General features: G+C 67.3%; 12 protein-coding genes and 2 pseudogenes. 5 read left to right on the top strand and 9 right to left on the bottom strand.

Annotation, left to right across the window (positions count from 1 at the left end; genetic code table 11):
* Positions 1 to 66: 66 nt before the first annotated feature.
* Positions 67 to 666 carry a GDSL-type esterase/lipase family protein gene (locus tag AB0H50_RS08205; protein ID WP_357448509.1) on the bottom strand — a complete coding sequence of 200 codons (600 nt, stop codon included), beginning with the start codon at positions 664 to 666 and terminating at the stop codon, positions 67 to 69.
* A gap of 118 nt (positions 667 to 784) precedes the next feature.
* Here AB0H50_RS08205 and AB0H50_RS08210 point away from each other — a divergent pair, with 118 nt between their 5' ends.
* From AB0H50_RS08210 to AB0H50_RS08220, 3 genes are all read left to right on the top strand, one after another.
* Positions 785 to 1,552 carry a 2OG-Fe(II) oxygenase gene (locus tag AB0H50_RS08210; RefSeq protein ID WP_357448511.1) on the top strand — a complete coding sequence of 256 codons (768 nt, stop codon included), beginning with the start codon at positions 785 to 787 and terminating at the stop codon, positions 1,550 to 1,552.
* Positions 1,539 to 2,279, top strand: a complete 741-nt coding sequence (locus AB0H50_RS08215) for an SDR family NAD(P)-dependent oxidoreductase (RefSeq protein ID WP_357448513.1) — start codon at positions 1,539 to 1,541, stop codon at positions 2,277 to 2,279. Before AB0H50_RS08210 ends, AB0H50_RS08215 begins: the two co-directional genes overlap by 14 nt.
* A 186-nt stretch (positions 2,280 to 2,465) precedes the next feature.
* Positions 2,466 to 4,838 (top strand): lysylphosphatidylglycerol synthase transmembrane domain-containing protein, encoded by a 2,373-nt coding sequence (locus AB0H50_RS08220; protein WP_357448515.1) that lies wholly within the window; start codon positions 2,466 to 2,468, stop codon positions 4,836 to 4,838.
* Here the strand turns inward: AB0H50_RS08220 and AB0H50_RS08225 are convergent.
* Both AB0H50_RS08225 and AB0H50_RS08230 read right to left on the bottom strand, forming a co-directional pair.
* Positions 4,839 to 5,106 (bottom strand): annotated as a pseudogene (locus AB0H50_RS08225) (DDE-type integrase/transposase/recombinase); the annotation flags it as partial. It abuts the gene before it with no gap.
* Between the two features lie 80 nt (positions 5,107 to 5,186).
* Positions 5,187 to 5,633 (bottom strand): helix-turn-helix domain-containing protein, encoded by a 447-nt coding sequence (locus AB0H50_RS08230; RefSeq protein WP_357448517.1) that lies wholly within the window; start codon positions 5,631 to 5,633, stop codon positions 5,187 to 5,189.
* Between the two features lie 131 nt (positions 5,634 to 5,764).
* On the opposite strand from AB0H50_RS08230, the gene AB0H50_RS08235 reads away from it, so the two are divergent.
* On the top strand, positions 5,765 to 6,637 hold the full coding sequence (locus tag AB0H50_RS08235; protein WP_357448519.1) for an aldo/keto reductase family oxidoreductase: 873 nt from the start codon (positions 5,765 to 5,767) through the stop codon (positions 6,635 to 6,637).
* Here the strand turns inward: AB0H50_RS08235 and AB0H50_RS08240 are convergent.
* The 4 genes and pseudogenes from AB0H50_RS08240 to AB0H50_RS08255 form a co-directional block, all read right to left on the bottom strand.
* Positions 6,636 to 6,992: pseudogene (locus AB0H50_RS08240) on the bottom strand (leucine zipper domain-containing protein); the annotation flags it as partial. The gene AB0H50_RS08235 and the pseudogene AB0H50_RS08240 overlap by 2 nt on opposite strands.
* 129 nt (positions 6,993 to 7,121) lie before the next feature.
* Positions 7,122 to 8,015: an IS982 family transposase gene (locus AB0H50_RS08245; protein WP_357448521.1), complete on the bottom strand. Its 894-nt coding sequence runs from the start codon at positions 8,013 to 8,015 to the stop codon at positions 7,122 to 7,124.
* A 65-nt stretch (positions 8,016 to 8,080) separates the two neighbouring features.
* Complete coding sequence (locus AB0H50_RS08250; RefSeq protein WP_357448523.1) at positions 8,081 to 8,731, bottom strand: hypothetical protein; 651 nt, start codon at positions 8,729 to 8,731, stop codon at positions 8,081 to 8,083.
* A gap of 268 nt (positions 8,732 to 8,999) precedes the next feature.
* Positions 9,000 to 9,692: a methyltransferase domain-containing protein gene (locus AB0H50_RS08255; protein WP_357448525.1), complete on the bottom strand. Its 693-nt coding sequence runs from the start codon at positions 9,690 to 9,692 to the stop codon at positions 9,000 to 9,002.
* A gap of 107 nt (positions 9,693 to 9,799) precedes the next feature.
* Here AB0H50_RS08255 and AB0H50_RS08260 point away from each other — a divergent pair, with 107 nt between their 5' ends.
* Positions 9,800 to 10,381 carry a helix-turn-helix domain-containing protein gene (locus tag AB0H50_RS08260; protein ID WP_357448527.1) on the top strand — a complete coding sequence of 194 codons (582 nt, stop codon included), beginning with the start codon at positions 9,800 to 9,802 and terminating at the stop codon, positions 10,379 to 10,381.
* Positions 10,382 to 10,452: 71 nt separating this feature from the next.
* On the opposite strand, the gene AB0H50_RS08265 is transcribed toward AB0H50_RS08260, so the two are convergent.
* The gene (locus tag AB0H50_RS08265; protein WP_357448529.1) at positions 10,453 to 11,055 is read right to left on the bottom strand and encodes a cysteine hydrolase; all 603 of its coding nucleotides are present in this window, start codon (positions 11,053 to 11,055) and stop codon (positions 10,453 to 10,455) included.
* A gap of 82 nt (positions 11,056 to 11,137) precedes the next feature.
* Entirely contained in the window at positions 11,138 to 12,709 is a 1,572-nt protein-coding gene (gene fadD5, locus AB0H50_RS08270) for a fatty-acid--CoA ligase FadD5 (protein WP_357448531.1), read from the bottom strand.
* Positions 12,710 to 13,053: the final 344 nt, after the last annotated feature.

Raw genomic sequence — 13,053 nt, forward strand, 5'->3', positions numbered from 1 at the left:
ACCGATCCGCCCACAGTGTGAGGTGATTCATGAGGCCTCGTTTCGTCGCGCGCATTCGCGAGAAGCTCAGCGGGACAACCACTCCCGCCACGCGGGCAGGATCAACGCGGCGATCGCGTCGTAGCCGCCCGCTCCGGGGTGCGCGCCGTCGCCCGCGCGCACCTCTCCCATCCACACCTCGTTCGCACGCAATTCGTGGTGCACGCGTACGTACGGCGTTCCGGCCGTGGCACAGATCTCGGCGAAGCGTTCGTCGAGGCGTGCGGTGCGCGCGTTGTGGGCGTCGTCGTCGATCGGCGGCGGCGCGACGACCAGTGCGGGCCAGCCGCGCTCGGCGGCCGAGGCGAGCACGGCGATCAGATTGGCGGCCGACGCGTCGGGTTCCACACGCGGCGAACCCTTCTCGTGCATGGCGTCGTTGACGCCGAACGAGAAGACCACTCGCGCCTCGGTCCCCTCGAGCAGCCGCGGCGCGCACTCGGTCTGCCAGCGCGCGGCGATGTCCGCCGAGGTCTGGCGCCGGACGCCGAGGTTGTATCCGGTGAAGGGCATGGCGTCGGCATGCGCGGCGACGCCGAGCCGTCCCGCCCATCCGTAACACAGCGGATCGCCGACGCCCGCGACGAACGAGTCACCGACGAAACAGATACGAAGATCACGAGCCACCGGTCGATCCTCTCGCGTCCGGTCCTGCGCCGGGATCCCGGCCGCTCGAAATTCGGGCGAGGAAGGCAATAAGATCGGCGTGTTCGACCGGGAGGGAGTGACGTTGTCAGGGGAATCGGTGAGTCAGGCGTTCGCGCCGCCCGCGTGGTTCACGGAATTGTTCGCCCATCGGCGCTGGATCCGCCGGTCTGGACCGTTTCCGCACGTGTACGTGCGCGATGTCTTCGTCGACGACTTCTACCAGCGGCTCGCCGACGAATACGAACGCGTGCACGCCGCGCGGGCGGGCTCGTTCGAGAGAGTGGCCGACAACTACAGCGCCGACGCGATTCCGCTCACCGATCTGCGCAACGGACCGCTGGCACTGTTCACCTCGCGGGAGTGGCACGACCTCATCGCGTCGGTGGCCGGCGTGGAAGTGACGGGCGACGTGGAGGGTTCGATACACCACCACGCGCCGGACAGCCCGGCGGGCTGGCCGCACAACGACCTGAACCCGGCGTGGTTCTCGGGCACGGCTCCGGGGCCGGGTGAGGTGCGGTTGCCGGATTCGAGCGTGAACACCAAGACCGGAACGAAATCCGACGGCGTCACCGCCCGGGAGACCGTGCGCGCCGTCGCTGTGCTGTTCTATCTGGGCAATCCGGGCTGGCAACCGGGCGACGGCGGGGAGACCGGGTTGTACGCCAACATCGCCGATCCCGCGCCGACGCTGGCGGTGCCGCCGCTGGACAACTCGATGGTGCTGTTCGAATGCACCCCGCGGTCCTGGCACACCTACCTCGGCTACAACCGGGCGCCGCGCAGCAGCATCGTGATGTGGCTGCACCGGCCGAAAGAGGACGCGATCCAGCGTTGGGGAGGAGACCGCATTGTCTACTGGTGACTCGGCCCGCGGCGACCGGCGGGTCTGCCTGCTCACCGGTGCGGGCGGCACGCTGGGCGACGCCTTCTGCCGCGCCCTCTACACCTCCTACGACATCGTCGCCGTCTGCGGCGCACGCATACCCGCGACGCCCTCGCAGCACGAGTGGTTCGTCGATCCGTTCGATCCGCGGGCCGTCGTACCGGAGAACGATTCCCGGGTCTTCCTCATCCGTTCCGACCTGACCGCGCCGGGCGAGGTCGAGCGCGTCATCGATCTGGCGCTGGCCAAGTTCGGCGGCATCGACCTGCTGGTCAACAATGCCGCGAGCCTGCGGCTGCATCCACAGGGGATCATCGACGGAGACACCGCGATAGATGACTTCGAATCCCAGTTCGCACTGAACGTGGGTGTGCCGCTGCGACTCTCGGCCCGGCTGGCGCAGCGCGGCTGGATGCACGACAGCGAAGGCAACCGCGCGCGCAACCGCAACATCGTCAATGTCTCCAGCCTCTCGGGCTCCAAGGTGTACCCGGGCGGCCAGGCGGTGTACGCCGCGTCGAAGGCGGCGCTGAACCATCTGACCCGGCACCTCGCGGCGGAGTTCGAGGAATTCGGCGTCCGCGCGAACGCGGTGGCCCCGGACAGCTTCCCCGCCCGAGTTCCGACGGAGAAGGTGCTGCAGGCGATCGTCGAACTGGACGCGGGCGCGATGAACGGAGGCGTGTACAGCGTCGTCGCGAACTGAGCCCGCCGGGCCGGCGCGGCGCCGTCTCTGGCAGTGTGATCAGGGGCAGAAGCGGCACAGCGCGACGCCGTATCGCCGCGGCGTGTTGGTGCCGATCGCCCACGGCGACCTGCTGCATACTCACGGAAACGTGAGCCAAGGGGTCGCCGAGCCAGCGCCAACTCGATCCGAAAGTGCCGATACGACATGCGAGTCGACGGACGGGAGATCCCGGTAACGGGCAATCTCCTGGAACCGCTGATCCGGCGGACCACGGACATCGTCCGGGTCATGCTCGCGGCGCTGTGGCTCGGCGTGGTGATCGCGGCCTCCTTGATCACCAGACCGGAGTGGCTGGCGCTGGAGCGTTCGGTGTCCGGCATCGTCGACTTCCTCACCCCGGACCAGTCCAACCTGGTCTACCTGATCTACGGCATAGCGATCCTCATCCTGCCGTTCGCGATCCTCATCGAACTGGTCATCGGCGGGCAGTGGAAGCTGCTCGCGGGCTACGCCGCCGCAGGCCTCGTCGCCGGTCTGCTGCTCTCGATCACCGGCACCGGGCTCTCCGCACCGCAGTGGCACCTGCAGGTGCCCGACCGGCTCGACACCTTCCTTTCCCAGTTCCTCGACGACCCGCGCTGGATCGCGATGCTCGCCGCGGTGCTCACCGTCTCCAGCCCGTGGCTGCCGACCAAGCCGCGGCGCTGGTTGTGGTTCCTGCTGCTGGCCTTCGCGCCGATCCATCTCGTGGTCAGCACCGTCGTGCCCGCGCGGGCGATGTTCGGGCTCGCGGTGGGCTGGCTGGTCGGCGCGGTGATCGTCTGGGTGGTCGGCACCCCTGCGCTGGAGGTGCCGTTGGAGGCCGCGGTGCGGGTACTCGCCAAACGCGGGCACACCGTCACCGGATTCACCGTGGTGCGGCCGGCCGGTTCGGGTCCACTGGTGCTCGCGGCCGCCGTGACCGGTCCGGAGCGCCAGCTGACCGTCGAGATGTACGGCAAGAACCAGCGCAGCCACGGCGCGCTGCGCATGCTGTGGCGCTGGCTCACCTTTCGCAGCAGCGAGACCGGGGCGCTGCACGGTTCCATGCACCGCGCCGTCGAGCACCGCGCGCTGATGACGATCGCCGCGGGGGATCTCGATCTCGCCGGTCAGCAGGTGGTCGCGGTCGCGGCGCTGGATCGCGGCTGGATGCTCTACGCGCACACCGACTCCGGCGGCGTCCCGATCGCCGAGACCCCGATCGAGCGGCTGCCCACGGTGTGGAAGGCGCTGGACGCGCTGCACGGCGGCCGGATCGCGCACGGCGACCTGCGCCCCGACGACATCCGCATCACCGAGGACACGGTGATGTTCAGCGGTTTCGGCAGCGCCGAGTTCGGCGCCTCGGACACCCAGATCCAATCCGATATCGCGCAGCTGCTGGTCACCACGGCCGCGATCTACGGCAAGGAATCCGCGGTGCGCGCGGCCATCGACGCGCTCGGCGAGCAGACCGTGCTCACCGCGACCCGCCGCCTCATCAAATCGGCCATGCCCTCCGGCATCAGGATCTCGATTCCGGAGTGGGGGTCGATCGTCTCCGAAACCCGCGACGAGGTGCGCAAGCAGACCGGCAAGGACCGGATCGAGGCCGATCAGATCACCCGGTTCTCCCGCAACCAGATCATTCAGCTGGTGCTGCTGATCGGACTGGTCTACGTGGCGTACCCGTTCATCAGCCAGGTCCCGACCTTCTTCACCCAGCTGAAGACGGCCAACTGGTGGTGGGCGCTGCTCGGGCTCGCCGTCTCCAGCCTCACCTACGTCGGCGCCGCCGCCGCGCTCTGGGCCTGCGCCTCCGGCATGGCGAACTTCCGCAACCTGGTCACCATGCAGATCGCCAACACCTTCGCCGCGACGACCACGCCCGCCCGCGTCGGCGGTCTGGCCTTGAGCGTGCGGTTCCTGCAGAAGAGCGGGCTCGGCGCGGTGCGCGCCACCGCGGCCGTCGCGCTGCAACAGGCGGTGCAGGTGATCACCCACATCAGCTTGCTGATCCTGTTCAGCGTCGTGGCGGGCACCTCGGCGGACCTCTCGCATTTCGTGCCCGATCCGACCATCATCTATCTGGCCGCCGGTGTCGGCGTCGGCATCATCGGCACGTTCATGTTCGTGCCGAAACTGCGGCGCTGGCTGAACAATTCGGTCCGGCCCCAGCTCCAGGAGGTGCTCGGCGAACTCGGCCAGCTGGCCAGGGATCCGAAGCGGTTCGCCATCATCGTGGCAGGCTGCGCCGCCATCACCCTCGGCATGGCGGGCGCGCTGTGGGCCAGCGTGGAGGCGTTCGGCGGCGGCACCACCTTCGTCACCGTCACGATCGTCACCATGATCGGCGGCACCCTGGCCTCGGCCGCTCCGACCCCCGGCGGTGTCGGCGCCGTCGAGGCGGCCCTCATCGGCGGCCTCGCCGCCTTCGGCCTCCCGGCGAACATCGCGGTGCCCGCGGTGCTCCTCTACCGTGTCCTCACCTGCTGGCTGCCCGTGTTCTGCGGCTGGTTCACCATGCGCTGGATGACCGCGAAGAACATGATCTAGGCGATGGAAGCGTTCGATCTTGCCGTTGGTTTGTGGTCGGTAGGGTCGGGTGCGTTTGTGGACCACGTCTTCGAGCGCGGCGGCGAAGGCTCGGGATCGGTAGCAGGAGCCGTTGTCGGTCAACACTTTCCGGACTGTGACGCCGTTGCTGGCGAACCGCGCGTTGCCAGAACGCGGCGGCGCTGTGTTGGCCTTCTGCGGGCAGGAGTTCGCTGTAGGCCAGCCGGGAGTGGTCGTCCAGGGCGGTGTGCAGGTAGTGATAGCCGATGACGGGGTGTTTGCCGGCTCTTCGCAGTTGAGGGTGTAGCGCCGAGAACATAGAGCTGTTGGGCGGTTGGATGTGAGTCGTCAGGAGGTGCGAGAGTTGTAGTTCTCGCGGTTTGCGAGGACCTCGGCCATGTGTGTTTGCGCCCAGTTTCTGAGCCCGCGCGTCATGTGGTGGAGCGAGAGGCCGAGGCTGGTCAGCTCGTAGGAGACGGTGACAGGGACGGTTGGCGTCACGGTACGGGTGAGCAGACCATCGTGCTCCAGCGACCGTAGCGTCTGGGTCAGCATCTTCTGGCTGACCCCGGCCAGAAGACGAGAGAGCTCGGAGTAACGCATCGCTTTCGGAGCGTCTGCGTGTGCTGCACCGGGCTGGCCAGGGCTGTTGTCGCCGCCCAGCGCACACAGGATCAGGACGACCCACTTGTCCGAGATTCGGTCGAGCAGCTGCCGGCTGGGGCACCCTGCCAGGAACGCGTTGTACTCCACCTTGGCCTGAGCCCTCTTCTGGGCCGCCTTCGTCGTCGTCACTGATCGCACCTCTCACCGATGGGTGGGTTACGCACTCCAAAGTGCCTACTTCCCGGCAGGAAGTTTCTCTCCAATGCTGATGCAGGGAGGCAGCAGGCGCTACCCCCAAGTGCACGACGAAAGGCAACAGGATGAGCACACCTTCCCTCTCTCTTCCCGGCGGCACCTGGACTCTGGGTGACCTGACCGTCACCCGGTTCGGCTACGGCGCCATGCAACTGGCCGGCCCGTGGGTCATGGGGCCGCCCACCGATCGCGAGGGTGCCCTGGCCGTTCTGCGTGAAGCGGTCGGCCTCGGTATCACCCACATCGACACCAGCGATGCCTACGGGCCGCGCGTCACCAACGAGTTGATCCGCGAGGCACTGCACCCTTATCCCGAGTCGCTGCACATCGTGACCAAGGTGGGCGCGACCCGCGACGAGCAGGGTGGCTGGCCCACGGCCCGGCGACCCGAAGATCTGCGCCGCCAGGTCCACGACAACCTCGAGTCCCTCCGGCTCGACGTACTCGACTTGGTCAACCTCCGGCTCGGCAACGCCGAAGGTCCCCAGCCCGGCTCGCTCGCCGAGGCGTTCGAGACGCTCGTGGAACTCCAGCAGCAGGGCCTGATCCGCCACCTCGGGGTCAGCAACGCGACCGAGGAGCAGGTCACCGAGGCACAGAGCATCGCGCCGATCGTGTGCGTGCAGAACATGTACAACCTCGCCCACCGCCACGACGACAAGCTCATCGACCGGCTCGCCGCCGACGGCGTCGCGTACGTGCCCTTCTTCCCCCTCGGGGGCTTTACCCCGCTTCAGTCCTCGGCGCTCTCGGCGGTCGCCGCTCGATCGAAGGCGACACAGATGTCCGTCGCGCTGGCCTGGCTGCTGCAGCGATCACCGAACATCCTGCTCATCCCCGGCACGTCATCGACAGCGCACCTGCGCGAGAACATCGCCGGCGCGGGACTCTCCCTCTCTCATGAGGACTCGACCGAGCTGGACGACATCGGCCGCTGATATCGACGTGGATCAGGTCGCCGGGGTGGGGGTGTTCGTAGCGGCGCACGGGTTGGCTGGTGGCCCGGTCCAGCCATCGCAGCCGGGCCAGCCGGTAGCGGGTCAGGATCCGGTGCACCGTCGAGGGGTGCAGGCCCAGCAGGTAGCCGATGCGGGCCGGTCCCCATCGGCGCAGGACCCGGAGTTTGATGATGCGCCGTTCGGTGCGGGTCGGTGTTCGTCGTGGGCTGTGGTGGGGGCGGCTGGACCGATCGGTCATCGCGGCCGCGCCGGCCTGACGGTAGCGGTCCTCGACGACACAACGAGCCAGCCGCAACCGACCCAACTCCGACAACGGGGCATTACGGTGGGACACGAAGACCTCCGATCGGTGAATGCGTTTGCTTGGCAGCTCGCACTTCACCCGGAGGTCTTCACCCTTGTCAGCCCGACACGCCGTCACCAACCTCTGTGGTCAATACATCTAGACGAGTGATTCCTATCGTCAGTGGTCGTAGGCGGTGAGTGATCGGCTGGTCGGGGCGTTGGTGGTGAGGTTGTGCCAGATCGCGGCGGCCAGGGCGAGCAGGCGCTGGGCGGTTCGGGCGAACAGGCCGGCACGGGTGCGGGCGCCGTGGGCTTCGAGGGAGAGCTGTCCTTTGCAGGTGTCGTAGACCGATTCGATGAGTTGGCGGATGCCGCCGAGGTTGCCGCTGCGGTGGGGTTCGCCTTTGCGGTCGGGGCGGACGAAGTGCACGCCCTCGAGCGCGGCCATGCGATGAAACTCTTTGCCCGCCAACCCTTTATCGCCGATCAAGGTGCAGTCGGGCGGTAGCATCGCCCGGTCGTGGGCGTGACCGATCAGTTCGGCAGCGACCTCACGTTCACCGATTTTCGGGTCGGCGAGGCACCAGGCGATCGGCATACCGTGGGCAGTGGTGATCAGATACAGCTTCACACCCCAGTACCAGCGTGACAGTGCAGTGCAGTAGCCGTAGTTGGCGAACCCGGCCAGTGCGGATCGTTTGACGGTGGGCACCGAGGTGCCGCACGGGATCGGGGTGGCGTCGATGAACCGGAACTGGTCACTGGTGGCCGAGACCTGCGCGGCCAACTGCTCGATGGTCGCGGCGATCAAGGGCCCTGCCGCGTTGATCCGCTTGTTGTAGCCGGGCTGGTGGGGCAGGTACGGAAACAGTGTGCCCAGACGGGCGAAGCAGAACCGCAGCCAGTGGTGCTGGGACGGAAAACCCAGCAAGACCTGGGCCACCGCCAGGCAGATCAGCTCGGCATCGGTCAGCTTCTTCGGCCGACCCGGTCGCCGCGAGTGCGTCTGCGCCACGTGGTCATCGACATGGACGTACAGTGCGGTCAGAACGGTATCGAGGTCTTTCGTCACAAATCGACGTCGATACCCTTCTTCCTCTCGAAACTCGACTGCCCACGCCGAGTTTCCGAATGGGCTCATCCATGGCCAGGCGGCGGTTCGTCCAGCCGCTGCGTTGCATCCTGTTGAGCTCGCTCCACCTCGTCCTGCCAGCCGGACTCTCCGAACCAGCGTTCATGTCCGGGGCCTGCGATCTCTGCGCGTTGGAAGTCGTGGACTGGATCACCGTGACGCCACTGTGCGCGGTCGACGAGACCGGAATCGACCTGTGGATAACGGATTACGTTGGGTATCCCGGTTGCCGAGACTTCGATCCGTCTCACAGCATCTGCGCGGAGGAGAGTCTGCTGCCATGTTCTGCAATCGTCGATTCGGAACCCGATCTTGCTTCGGCAGCGTGCACAAGCGATATTGGCTCCCCCCGAGCCTGTAATGCCGAGGCAGCCGAGATCGTCGTCTGTGTCGACGAGCAACACCGTGTCGCGGGTATCGCCGGGATTCAGCACATACTGCGCGCCTTCCGGCCCCAGATAGCGCCGCCCATCCGGCCGGACGTAATCGATCGGTGGATATGTGTGCACAGCGAAGGTGCCCGCTATCATCCGCGCCGGTAGAAGCTCCCAGATCTGGTGCGGAAGTTCGGGCAACTCCTCATCGCTACGCCACGGGACTTCGCGAAGCGGGACGCTCACCAACACGCCGCACCCGACGCAAACGAAGACCCACATGATGCCACCATCGGCCAACGTCCTCAGCCGCGCAACTACGGGTTACCTCTGGTGGGACGGGGTTGCCTCTGCCAGAGGTAGCGCCCATCCATTCGAGGGCCGTCGATCAACTCCTATTCGGAATCACTCGTCTAGGCGTACCTTCGTTTTCGCTGCGGCCATGCGCGGGCTATCGGCGGACTGCGTCCGGCAGTGTCAATTCGGCGTACTCCACCTTCGCTCCGGCCATGCGCGGGGCAATCGAAGGACTGGCGTCCGGCAGCGCTCTCTACTCCTTCGTCGCGAGGAGGATTCCGGCGATCGGGGGGACGGTTGCGAACTCGATCGAGCGGAAACCCGCTGCTGACAAGGGCTCTCGGTAGCGGCGGATGTCGATGGCGGCCAAGGGGTCGGCGTGGTGGTCGGCTGCGGTGTCGTGGGTGCGGCGGGCCGCGAACCGGGACATCGCGCGGATCGCGGCCGGTAGTACCCGGCCGGTGGGGTGGGTGTCGGCGAGCAGCAGCCTGCCGCCGGGGCGCAGCACGCGATACATGTGGGCGAGCGCGGCCTCGCGTTGCGCCTCGGGGATGTGGTGCATGACGAAGGTGCAGGTCACCACGTCGAAGGAGGCGTCGGGCAGGTCGAGGGTCTGCGCGGGTCCGAGCTCGAAGCGGCAGTTCGGCTGTTTCGTGCGCGCGGTGGCGTAGGCGATCATCTGCGGCGACGGATCGCGGCCGACGACCTCGCCTTCCGGACCGACGCGGGTGGCGAGTGCACGGGCGAGATCGCCGGGACCGCATCCGATATCGAGCACGCGGTTGCCGGGTGCGGCACCGCTGCGGGCGATGAGCTCGGCGTCGAGCGCGTGCCCTCGGCCGAGCACGAACGCGGAGCGGATGACTCGATAGCCGCGCGGGCGGGTGATGAGGATGCCGATCTCGGTGGGTTGATTGTTTACGGACTGTTGTGTGTTTCCGGACATATGTTCATGATCGAAGGTGGCCGCCGCGGCGACCAGAAGCAGAAGTACGGAATCCGTCCGGTTCGGGACATCGCGGCCCGATCCGTCCGGAAACGCAGGGATTGACGATGCACGAGACCACTGACCGCAGGGTGCGGCGCACCAGGGCGACATTGCACCGGGCGCTGATCGAACTACTCCTCGAACGCTCCTACGAGCGAATCACGGTGCGCGACATCCTGGATCGCGCCGACGTCGGACGCTCCACCTTCTACGCGCACTTCCGCGACAAGGACGATCTGCTGCTGGTGAGCAGCACCGAGTACCTGCGCGCGGCCATCACCGCCGCGCGCCCCGACGACCCGGCCGCACCGCCGCCTTCGGTGCCGCTCGCGCCGATCTACACGCTGTTCCGGCTGGCCTCGGAGCATCCCGAGGTGTATCGCGCGCTGCTCGGGCGCAAGGCGGGCGGCCAGCTGCTGCGCGCCACCCGCGGCATGGTCGGCCGAGTGCTCACCGAACAACTGTCCGGTCGCTTCGCCATGGACGACGAGGAATTCGCCGCGATGGTGAACTTCCTGTCCTGGGGCGTGGTCGGCACGCTCGGCGCGATCGCCGACGCGGACCCGCCGATCCAGGCGGACGTCGCCTACCGCCGGTTGGAGTCGCTGCTCGGTCCCGGCCTGGCGGGACAGCTCCGAGTGGGTTGAACCCCCGCCGTTCCGCGCGCCTGGCGCGGCGATTACATCGGGTGCTGTGTTCGTATGGGCGCGTTGCGCACTCAGTTACGGACGAGGTCGATGGCGTCCGCTGCGGTCAGGCAGCCTGCGGTGACGAGTTCGAGATTGGCGAGGGCCGCCTCGTGGGCGGCGGGATCGACGCCGGTCACGCAGTCGGCGACGGGGTGGACCGTGAAACCGAGATCCGTCGCGTGGCGGGCGGTCTGCTCGACGGTCAGGTTGGTGGCCACGCCGGTGAGGAACAACGTGTCGAGGCCACGCTCGGTCAGCCAGTCGGCGAGGGCATTGCCCGCGAGCCCGGAGAGTTTCTGATTGTCGTAGGTCGCGCTGGGCTGACCCGCCATCTCCGTGATGAGCTGGGTGCCGGGCGATTCCGGGCGGAACTCGGTCTGGGCCGCGCCGACCGATCGCATGAAACCGGTGTTGCGCACCAGCGCACCCTCGCCGACAGGGATGGTGAAGCGAGTGAAGATCACCGGGACCTCGGCAGCGGCGGCCGCGGCGTGAAAGTCCACCGCGCGCGGCACGACACCGCTGGCCGCGACCGGCGCGGCGAGCATCGGACCGAAGAATCCCTCCGGCCGGATGACGTTGACCTGCCAGTGCAGGGCCAGCACGGCGGCGCGGATGCGTGGAATCGCCATCCGCCGATCCTGACGCATCCGCGCCGCGCGCGTGGCCGGTTTCCACGACCCAGTTCACGGAAACCGGCGCGCAGGCAAGGTACTAGGACGAATAGTCCTTGCGCAGCTGGACTTTCACCACCTTGCCGCTGGCGTTGCGCGGCAGCTCGGGCACGATCACCAGGTCCTTGGGGTGCTTGTACCTGGCCAGGTTCTCGTTGAGGTACGGCTCCAGCTCGTCCAGGGTCAGCTCGGCGTCGGGGTCGATCAGCGCGACCACGGCGACGGGCACCTCGCCCCACTTCTCGTGCGTGCGCCCGACCACGGCGGCCTCGCGAATCTTGGGGTGCCCGAAGAGCACGTTCTCCACCTCGGCGCAGTAGATGTTCTCGCCGCCGGAGATGATCATGTCTTTCTTGCGGTCGACCACCCAGACGAACCCCTCGTCGTCCGCGCGGACCAGATCGCCGGAGTGGAACCAGCCGCCCGCGAAGGCCTCCGCGGTGGCTTCCGGCTTGTTCCAGTAGCCCTGCATGAGAGTCGGTCCGCGATAGACGATCTCGCCGACCTCGCCGGGTGCGACGTCGTTCATCTCGTCGTCCACGATGCGGGCCTGGATGGTCGGGATCGGCTTGCCCACCGAACCGAGCTTGCGCAGCGCGTCCCCGCCTTCCAGCACGCAGGTGATCGGCGACATCTCCGTCTGGCCGAACACCGCGACGTTGGCGGCGTTCGGGAAGCATTCCGCCATGGCGCGCAATACCGAGTCCGACGCGGGCGCCGCGCCCCAGCTGAGCATGGTCAGCGCGAGCTTGCGGTCCTTCACCGTTGGCTCGGCGCAGATGGCCTGCCACTGAGCGGGCACGCAGAACGCGGTGGTGGCCTGCTCCTTCTCGACGGCGTCCAGGAACTCGGTGGGATCGAACGCGCCGAGCGGATGCAACACGGTCTTGCCGCCGAGCAGGAAATACGGTGCGAGACTGCCGAGTCCGGCGATGTGGAACAGGGGCGAGGTGCAGAAGCCGATGGATTCGGGTCCGAGATCCATGGCCCGGATACAGGTCAGCGCCTGCGCGTTCATGTTCGCGTGTGAGAGCACCGCGCCCTTCGGGCTGCCCGTGGTGCCCGAGGTGTACATGATCAGGGAGGGGGTGTCCTCGGGAATGTCCAGCGGCGTGTGGGCCGTCCCCTCCTCGGCCAGCACGTCGTCGTAGCCGAGCACGCCTTCGCCACTCTTTCCGCCTATCACGATGCAGGTCTCCAGCGCGGAGGCCTGCGCGAGCATGGCGGTGGCCAGCGGCCGCAAGACCGTGTCGGTGACGATGGCCTTGGCCCCGCTGTCGCCGACGATGTAGGCGACCTCCGGCGGGGTGAGCCGGAAGTTCACCGGCACCGCGATGGCGCCGAGCGCGTTGATGCCGAAGACCGCCTCGATGTATTCGGGGTAGTTCAGCGCGAGGACGATCACCCGGTCGCCGAACCCGACGCCGCGCCTGGCCAGCGCGTCGGCGAACTTCTGCGAGCGCTCGTGCAGCTGCTGCCACGTCGTGTCCACGCCACGGAACCGAAGGGCGACCGCGTCCGGGCGCATCTGCGCGTGGGAGGCGATCTGGTTGTTCCAGTGGTTGCGCCGCGACCTGAACGGCTCGTCGAGCGCCTGTGCACCGGTGGTCATGCCACGTACTCCTCTCGGACCGCCTGCCGCGTCCGCCGGCTGGCCGATCGCGTGGGCTGAGTTGAGACGAGAATAACAACTAACTTAACCGAGCAGCAAGAGATCAAGAGATGAATCATCGTTAATTGACTCAATGCGGTTCCATGGTCGACAAAACTGCCTCCAGCTGCGATTTTGCAGGGATCATTCGTCTTCATTCGCTCCCATCGAGCGATTCACACGCACTTAGTCATGCGAACGACGACTCACTTACCAGTTGTACGCAAGCCGATTCTCGTGTCACCATCATGGCGTCGGGGCGGGCCGGCACGCCCGCGCGGCACGGCTTTGCGGCGCGCCGAGCC

Origin of the sequence: Nocardia sp. NPDC050793, assembly GCF_040654065.1 — a bacterium.
Taxonomy (GTDB): Bacteria; Actinomycetota; Actinomycetes; order Mycobacteriales; family Mycobacteriaceae; genus Nocardia.

Excerpts from the sequence above, each read along its gene's own strand:
- AB0H50_RS08220 (WP_357448515.1), top strand. The coding sequence starts at position 2,466 with ATGCGAGTCGACGGACGGGAGATCCCGGTAACGGGCAATCTCCTGGAA.
- AB0H50_RS08235 (WP_357448519.1), top strand. The coding sequence starts at position 5,765 with ATGAGCACACCTTCCCTCTCTCTTCCCGGCGGCACCTGGACTCTGGGT.
- AB0H50_RS08250 (WP_357448523.1), bottom strand. The coding sequence starts at position 8,731 with ATGTGGGTCTTCGTTTGCGTCGGGTGCGGCGTGTTGGTGAGCGTCCCG.
- AB0H50_RS08255 (WP_357448525.1), bottom strand. The coding sequence starts at position 9,692 with ATGTCCGGAAACACACAACAGTCCGTAAACAATCAACCCACCGAGATC.
- AB0H50_RS08260 (WP_357448527.1), top strand. The coding sequence starts at position 9,800 with ATGCACGAGACCACTGACCGCAGGGTGCGGCGCACCAGGGCGACATTG.
- AB0H50_RS08265 (WP_357448529.1), bottom strand. The coding sequence starts at position 11,055 with ATGGCGATTCCACGCATCCGCGCCGCCGTGCTGGCCCTGCACTGGCAG.
- fadD5 (WP_357448531.1), bottom strand. The coding sequence starts at position 12,709 with ATGACCACCGGTGCACAGGCGCTCGACGAGCCGTTCAGGTCGCGGCGC.